The following is a 6353-nucleotide window of genomic DNA, read 5'->3' on the forward strand; positions in this document are numbered from 1 at the left end:
GCGCCTGCCTTGGCCAGCTCCAGCGCGATTTCCTTGCCGATGCCGCTCGCGGCGCCCGTGACGACTGCGGTCTTGCCATTCAGGTTGCTCATGTTCGAATTCCCGTAGTGAAAGGATTGACAGGGAGAAGGACTGCGGACGGGTTACTGGGCCAGATAATCGTAGACGACTTCGCCGAGGCCCAGCGTCAAATCCGCGACGAGGTGGCGCGCTTCGACGATCTCGAGCACGGGCAGATCGGCCACCGGCGCGAGCGCGTGCGGCGCCAGCTCGAGCGATGCGGGGCCCGTCCACGCGCCCTTCATCTTGATGTCCTGCATGTAATAGCGCACCAGTTCGCACACGCGCGCGGTGCCGTCGACGTGCGGGATGATCTTCAGCAGGAAATTGGGGCCGGCGAGCCGTTTCGTCTGCTCGTCGATGTCGAGCTCCTTGTGCTTGTAGCCCATCGTGCCGGTCGCGACGCGCACCTTGCCGTAGTCGAGCGTGCCCAGGATGTGATCGGTGTTCACGTGCAGCGTGGGCGACGCGAGCTTCTTCGGGAAGCCCCACAGCTCGCGGCCGCCGGCGATCGGCGGGTGATCGTCGAGATACATCGCCAGCGTATAGCCGCCCGGCTGGCCGTTGTATTCGACGGGAATCACCTGGCCGCTTTCGGTGTAATCGCCGAAGCCGGTCGAATCGGCCATGCGGATGAATTCGTAATGCACGAGCGGCTCGGTGACCTGCAGCGGCTCGGGGACGATTTCGCGGAGACGGTCCGGATCGGTGCGGTACGTGATGATCAGAAACTCACGATCGACGAAACGGTACGGGCCCATCGGGAACGCAGGGCTGGTCAACGGCATCGCAAACGCTTTCGATCGGACATCGCTGGGTTTCATGCGGACTCCTTGTTGTTGATCGCTTCGTGGATGAGTGGTCGTAATCGTATGCCTGTGCGTTGCCGTTGTGCGATGCCGCATCTGGAATTAATTGTTGCCGATTTCGAATAATTCGACGCGTAAATATTGAGATGAACGATGCAAACGACCTGATGGCACGCCGGCCGGGCGATGGTGGCACGTGTCGATGACGCCGTCATGTGAAAAAGGTGAGTCTTTACGGGAGATGTGGTGAGCTTTTACGGGGACGTTCGCGCGGCAATATGACAATTGTGTGAACTTGTGTTGCAGTGCGGGCTCTAAGTGCGTTCGCCGCACGGCCTTGTTCGGCGACTGTCGCATTAAGCACCGCTTAAGCGGCCGTGCCCTAGCATTCGTTCGCATCCGGCCGGGCAACCGGCCGATCTTTTACGCGCCACGCAACCGGATTCATGCAGAACCTCAATCTCGCCCTCTTTTCCGCCGTCAATGCCGGGGGTGCACCGCACCCGGGCGTTGCCCGCCTCGCGATCTTCGCCGCCGACTGGCTCGTCTATGCGCTACCCGCGATGCTGCTGCTGACCTGGATTGTCGGCGCGCGCGCCGCGCGGCGCCAGGCGATCGAAACCGGCGTGGGCGTATGCGTGGCGCTCGTGCTCGCGCAGGTGCTCGGGCATGTGTGGTTCTCGCCGCGCCCGTTCATGGCCGGCGTCGGCACGCAGCTGATTCCGCACGCGCCGGACAGCTCGTTTCCGAGCGATCACATGACGTTCGCGTGGAGCATGGCGGTCGGGCTGCTGCTCGGCGGCACGACGCGGGTCACCGGTTTGGTGATGGCCGCGATGGCCGTCGCGATCGCATGGGGGCGCGTCTATGCGGGCGTGCACTGGCCGTTGGACATGGCGGGCGGCGTGCTGGTCGGCACGGCGGGCGCGCTGGCCGCGCACCTGTACGGGCAACGCGCGACCGCGCTGCTCGAACGGCTCGGCGATTCGGTGCAGGCGGCCGTGATGGGGCGCCGGCAGGCGCCGTAAGCGGAAGGAAGCGGCAGGGCGCCGTCAGCCGGACGAGCCGGCGGTGCGGGCCGATTCGGCCGGATGTCGCGCGGCATCGCGGTCGCGGGCGCTTTCCGTCAGGATCGCGCACATCGCGACGAACAGCGCGAGAACGACTGCGGCGAGGCCGCAATAACCGGCGATCTTCAGGTGGCGAAGGAAAGGCGAAGCGTGGCTTTCTTTTGTCATGACCGGGCGCTCCTGGGCGGGCTGCGGCGGCTGTCGCCCGACAGCGGCGTCGCACACGTACATATATACCAGCCGCGATGCCGATGCCAAGCCCGCCGCTGCGCCAGCGCCACGATTGTTTCAGCGGCCCGACAGCCGGGCGCCCATCCTCCGGTCAGTCTTCCAGCGTTTCGTGCACGGCCGCCGCGCCGCGCTTCCAGTAGGCCGCCGCGCGGATGCGCGACTTGTCGACGCCGCGTTCGCCCGTCAGGTGCTGACGCACCGCGCGCATCGACAGCGCTTCGCCGGCCGCCCATACGTAGCCGTCGCCAGACGACGGCAGCGGCAGGTCGCGCACGGCATTCAGCAGCGCGTCGCCGTTCGCCGCGTCGGCTTCGGCGCGAAAGCGCCAGATTTCATGCACGTCGGCGCGCGTATCGAACGAGATCTGCGCGGTGCGATCCGCGACTTCCAGCACGACCGCCGCGCGCGCACCGGCCGGCAATTCCTCGAGACGCCGCGCGACGGCCGGCAGCGCCGTATCGTCGCCGATCAGCAGATGCCAGTCGAAATCGGTCGGGACGACGAACGAACCGCGCGGGCCGCCGATGCCGAGCCATTGGCCGACGCGTGCCTGTGCGGCCCATTGCGAGGCAGGGCCCGGATGGTTCAACACGAATTCCAGATCGAGTTCGCAGGCGGCGCGGTCGAAGCGGCGCGGCGTGAAGTCGCGCGCGACCGGCTTGGGTTCGCCTTCCGGAAACTCGGGGCCGTTCGCGCCGAGCGTCGGCAGCGCGGGCCGCTCCGCGCCCGGCGGCGGGAAAAAGACCTTCACGTGATCGTCGAACGACGCGGATTCGAAATCGGCGAGATCGGGGCCGCCGAGCGTGACGCGAAGCAGATGCGGCGTCACGGTATGCACGCGCAGCACCTGCAGCAGGCGGAACTTGAGTGTGTGGCGCACGCGGGTGACGGTGCGCTCGGACGTGTTCTGCATCGATCCGTTCTCCTTGAGTGGTGGCGGGGCGGCGCGGATCACGCGCCGCCGCCTTCGATTTCGGCCGTCGCGCGGCGCATGATGGCCGCGATGCGGCGCTGTTCGTCGGCATCGGCGGCGCTCTTGTGCAGCAGCGCGCGTTTGAGGGCGAGACGCGCCTCGACGAATTCCGGCAGCCAGCCGGCCTGCGACTCGTCCTGCGCTTCGCTGCCCGCCGATTCGCCGGCGAACGCGCGGCGCATGAATTCCATCTTGCGAGCGAGGTGCGTGAGGCGCGCGAACAGCGTGTCGACGCGCTCGCGCTGCGCGTCGAGATGCGCGCGGCCTGCGTCGGTCAGCGCATAGCGCTTGCGGTTGCCTTCCGCTTGCGACGCGACGAAGCCGACTTCCTCGAGATAGGTGAGCGCCGGATACACCATGCCGGGGCTCGGGCTGTAAAAGCCGTTCGAGCGCGTGTCGAGCGCCTTGATCAGTTCGTAGCCGTGGCTCGGCTGCTCGGCCACCAGCGCGAGCAGCAGCAGCTGGAGATCGTCGGAGCTGAACTGGCGGCCGCGCGGCATGCCGTCGTCGCCGAAATCGCCAAAGCCGCCGCGCCCGCCCCGGCCGCCGAATGGGCCGCCACCGAACGCATCGTGGCCGCGACGGTGGCGGCCGATCGCGTACCAGAGACCGGCGAACCAGTCGGGGCTGGCATGCGCACCATGACCGTCGCATCGGGCATGGCCGCGGAAGTGGTTGTGTCGCATGATCGTGTCCTATATGTCGTAAAACATATCTAAAGATATATATCGAAAGATAGGGCGTCAAGGGGAATTATTGGGGTGGGATGGGGTGTGGGCGTGTCTGTAGGTTGGCAAAAAAGGTGGCCTTTTTTGCAGAATTTGAACAAACCTATTGTTTTCTTATTCAATAGTTGTCGATGCGCTTCCCAACGTTTTTGTCTGGTGGGGCCGACTAGTCAGGCTTAAAGTAAGAGCCAAAATGCCGCAGGGGGCTTGCGCGGCGACTTCGGGGGAATAAGAAGATGGGCTGTGCCAAGCAGGACTATGTTCTTTTTTTGCGCTGGCTCCACGATCCGCAGCAAGGTGTCAACGAGGCGGCGAAGCGCTTTGCCAATATGGTGTTGGCCAATTTCGACGAGATCGCTGCCACTGCCCGGCAACGGAATGCGCGATCGGCAGCTTTGGCCGGTTTGGCTCGCCGGCACCTTGCAGCGAGCCCCGCTGAACTTCTCGAGATTGATATGCCTGCAGCAGCCGAAGAATGGCCATGGCGGCGACTCAAGGAACTGACCGTCGGCCCCTTTAGAGGCTTCCGGCGCGAAGAGCAGTTCGATCTTCGCAGACGAGTGATCCTGTTCTATGGGCCAAACGGTAGCGGGAAGACCAGTCTTTGCGAGGCACTGGAACGTGGGCTATTGGGGGCGGTTGAAGAGGCGGAACTCAAGCGTATCGACGAGCGGCGATATCTCGCGAATATCCATACGCGCAACTTTATTGAGCCGCGCCTCGTCGCGACGACCGCGAATGGCGATGACATTCCGGTGATTGCCGACGCTGACCGCTATCGATTCAGTTTTATCGAAAAAAACCGGATTGATGCCTTCTCCCGGATGGCCGCCCGGCCGCCGGCGCAACGTACTGAGCTCATCGCGGCGTTGTTTGGCATGGAGAAGTTCAACGACTTTGTCGGCCATTTCAACGAGCAGATGGATGCTGAACTTGTTCTTCGAAGCGACAAACAGACGGCGTTGCGACTCAGACGTGAAGGCATCGCTCGTGACCAGGCGACCGCACGTGATGAAGCCCAGACGTTAGCCCGACATGATGAGGACGATGCACGCTACGCGCAGGGCTATCTGGTGGGGACGACCTATGCGCGGTTAAAGGAAATCATCGGTAACCATGACCGCGCGTCAAAGCACTTGGGATCCCCTGACTCTTGAACCATCTTTTCCACTTGCGCAACAAGCATCTCGACTACAGCTGGCGAAGCGTCTAGATCTACATCACTTTGCTGAATGCTTCCACTATTGATCGGCATTTAAAGCTCCTGGCCGGATGTCTGTACGTTGATGATACGTCTCTTCGACGTAAGCGGTTCCGCCGCCCGGTAATTTGGGATCGACAGCGATACGGGGTGTCCGCTGCTATGGTTCAAGGAAGAAGCGGACGGAGATCGAAGCGAGGCGGGAGGATGACGATTCAGATAGCAAGTTGGCTTCCGAGAAACATGAAAGGAGCATGCGACGGCGTAGCGCAAAGAGCGGCAACGCCGGATCCTCGCAATGATGCACAGATGTCAGTGCCTTCTGCATATACTACGCCGCGGCAGCCTGATCGAATGAAGGGGCCGTGATTACGTAGGAGGGAGCGATCGTGGTCAGGCGACCGGCCCAGTGTCACTTTGACTCCGCTGGCACGTTGTGTCGGTGTCCTCACTTGTTCCGGCGACGTAGGTCTTTCGCGGGTGGCGTCAATGCTGTTCGTTTCCGCAACTGCGCGCATTGCGCATGGGCCTGCGGTGCGGCAGCGCGGTCCTCTGTATCCTATAGTGGGCTGTATAGGATTATTATTTAAAATCAAAGGCTTACATTTGACTTGGCGAGCCGGGATGTTGTACCATCTCGGCGTACTTAGATGTTCTCCACCGAGTTGAACCGTTGAGCCCATTTTCCGAACGACTGCGCGCACTCCGACTTCGCTATGGCATCCGTCAGAAGGATCTGGCAGTTGCCATGGCGCTTGAGCAAAGCTACGTCTCGGCCCTTGAGCTCGGCACGAAGGGCCCTCCTTCGCCAGCTATCGTTGACAGGCTGTCAGCGTGTCTGCGGCTTACGGAAGACGAACACGCAAGTCTGCACGATACCCTGTTGCTCTCGCAACGACACTTCACGATTCCTCATACGGCGTCTGCCGACGTATATCGTCTCTGCAGCGAGCTTTGGCACGACCTGGACAGGCTGACCGATGCACAAATGCGCGTGATTCGCGATGTCATCGCAATGCGAAGCGGAATGGGCCAGGAGGTGGAGCGACCGATTGTTGGTCGCGTGGTCAGAAGAGGCAAGGAGGACGCCAAAATGTAAAAAGCGAGACAAACCCAAAGGCTTGCCCCGCTTCTTGTGTGGGCTGGACGCACCACTAGTTGACGCCGGTAGTTTCGTCCAGATGATCCATATCGTCAAGCCTTCTTGGACCGGCCAGCCTTTCGTAGACATCTTCGAGCCATAATTTATGGCAACCGAGGAGGTCAGGATGAGCGGCAAGC

Annotated in this window: 8 protein-coding genes; 3 read left to right on the forward strand and 5 right to left on the reverse strand. The window is 62.5% G+C overall.

The window, feature by feature from the left end; genetic code table 11:
• Together WS61_RS34075 and WS61_RS23175 are read right to left on the reverse strand one after the other, a co-directional pair.
• The coding region (locus tag WS61_RS34075; protein ID WP_124488979.1) for an SDR family NAD(P)-dependent oxidoreductase at positions 1-92 on the reverse strand (92 nt) is incomplete at its 3' end.
• Positions 93-143: 51 nt separating this feature from the next.
• Complete coding sequence (locus tag WS61_RS23175; protein ID WP_009687317.1) at positions 144-884, reverse strand: acetoacetate decarboxylase; 741 nt, start codon at positions 882-884, stop codon at positions 144-146.
• A 431-nt stretch (positions 885-1315) separates the two neighbouring features.
• Here WS61_RS23175 and WS61_RS23180 point away from each other — a divergent pair, with 431 nt between their 5' ends.
• On the forward strand, positions 1316-1897 hold the full coding sequence (locus tag WS61_RS23180; RefSeq protein WP_059503862.1) for an undecaprenyl-diphosphatase: 582 nt from the start codon (positions 1316-1318) through the stop codon (positions 1895-1897).
• A gap of 24 nt (positions 1898-1921) precedes the next feature.
• On the opposite strand, the gene WS61_RS23185 is transcribed toward WS61_RS23180, so the two are convergent.
• From WS61_RS23185 to WS61_RS23195, 3 genes are all read right to left on the reverse strand, one after another.
• On the reverse strand, positions 1922-2107 hold the full coding sequence (locus tag WS61_RS23185; protein WP_059503871.1) for a hypothetical protein: 186 nt from the start codon (positions 2105-2107) through the stop codon (positions 1922-1924).
• Positions 2108-2261: 154 nt separating this feature from the next.
• Positions 2262-3083 carry a siderophore-interacting protein gene (locus WS61_RS23190; RefSeq protein WP_059503873.1) on the reverse strand — a complete coding sequence of 274 codons (822 nt, stop codon included), beginning with the start codon at positions 3081-3083 and terminating at the stop codon, positions 2262-2264.
• Positions 3084-3121: 38 nt separating this feature from the next.
• Positions 3122-3829 carry a PadR family transcriptional regulator gene (locus WS61_RS23195; RefSeq protein ID WP_059503865.1) on the reverse strand — a complete coding sequence of 236 codons (708 nt, stop codon included), beginning with the start codon at positions 3827-3829 and terminating at the stop codon, positions 3122-3124.
• 278 nt (positions 3830-4107) lie between these two features.
• Here WS61_RS23195 and WS61_RS23200 point away from each other — a divergent pair, with 278 nt between their 5' ends.
• Positions 4108-5028 (forward strand): AAA family ATPase, encoded by a 921-nt coding sequence (locus WS61_RS23200; protein WP_059503867.1) that lies wholly within the window; start codon positions 4108-4110, stop codon positions 5026-5028.
• A 717-nt stretch (positions 5029-5745) separates the two neighbouring features.
• Complete coding sequence (locus WS61_RS23205; protein ID WP_157692775.1) at positions 5746-6171, forward strand: helix-turn-helix transcriptional regulator; 426 nt, start codon at positions 5746-5748, stop codon at positions 6169-6171.
• Positions 6172-6353 lie beyond the last annotated feature (182 nt).

Origin of the sequence: Burkholderia sp. ABCPW 11 (assembly GCF_001523445.1) — a bacterium.
GTDB lineage: Bacteria > Pseudomonadota > Gammaproteobacteria > Burkholderiales > Burkholderiaceae > Burkholderia.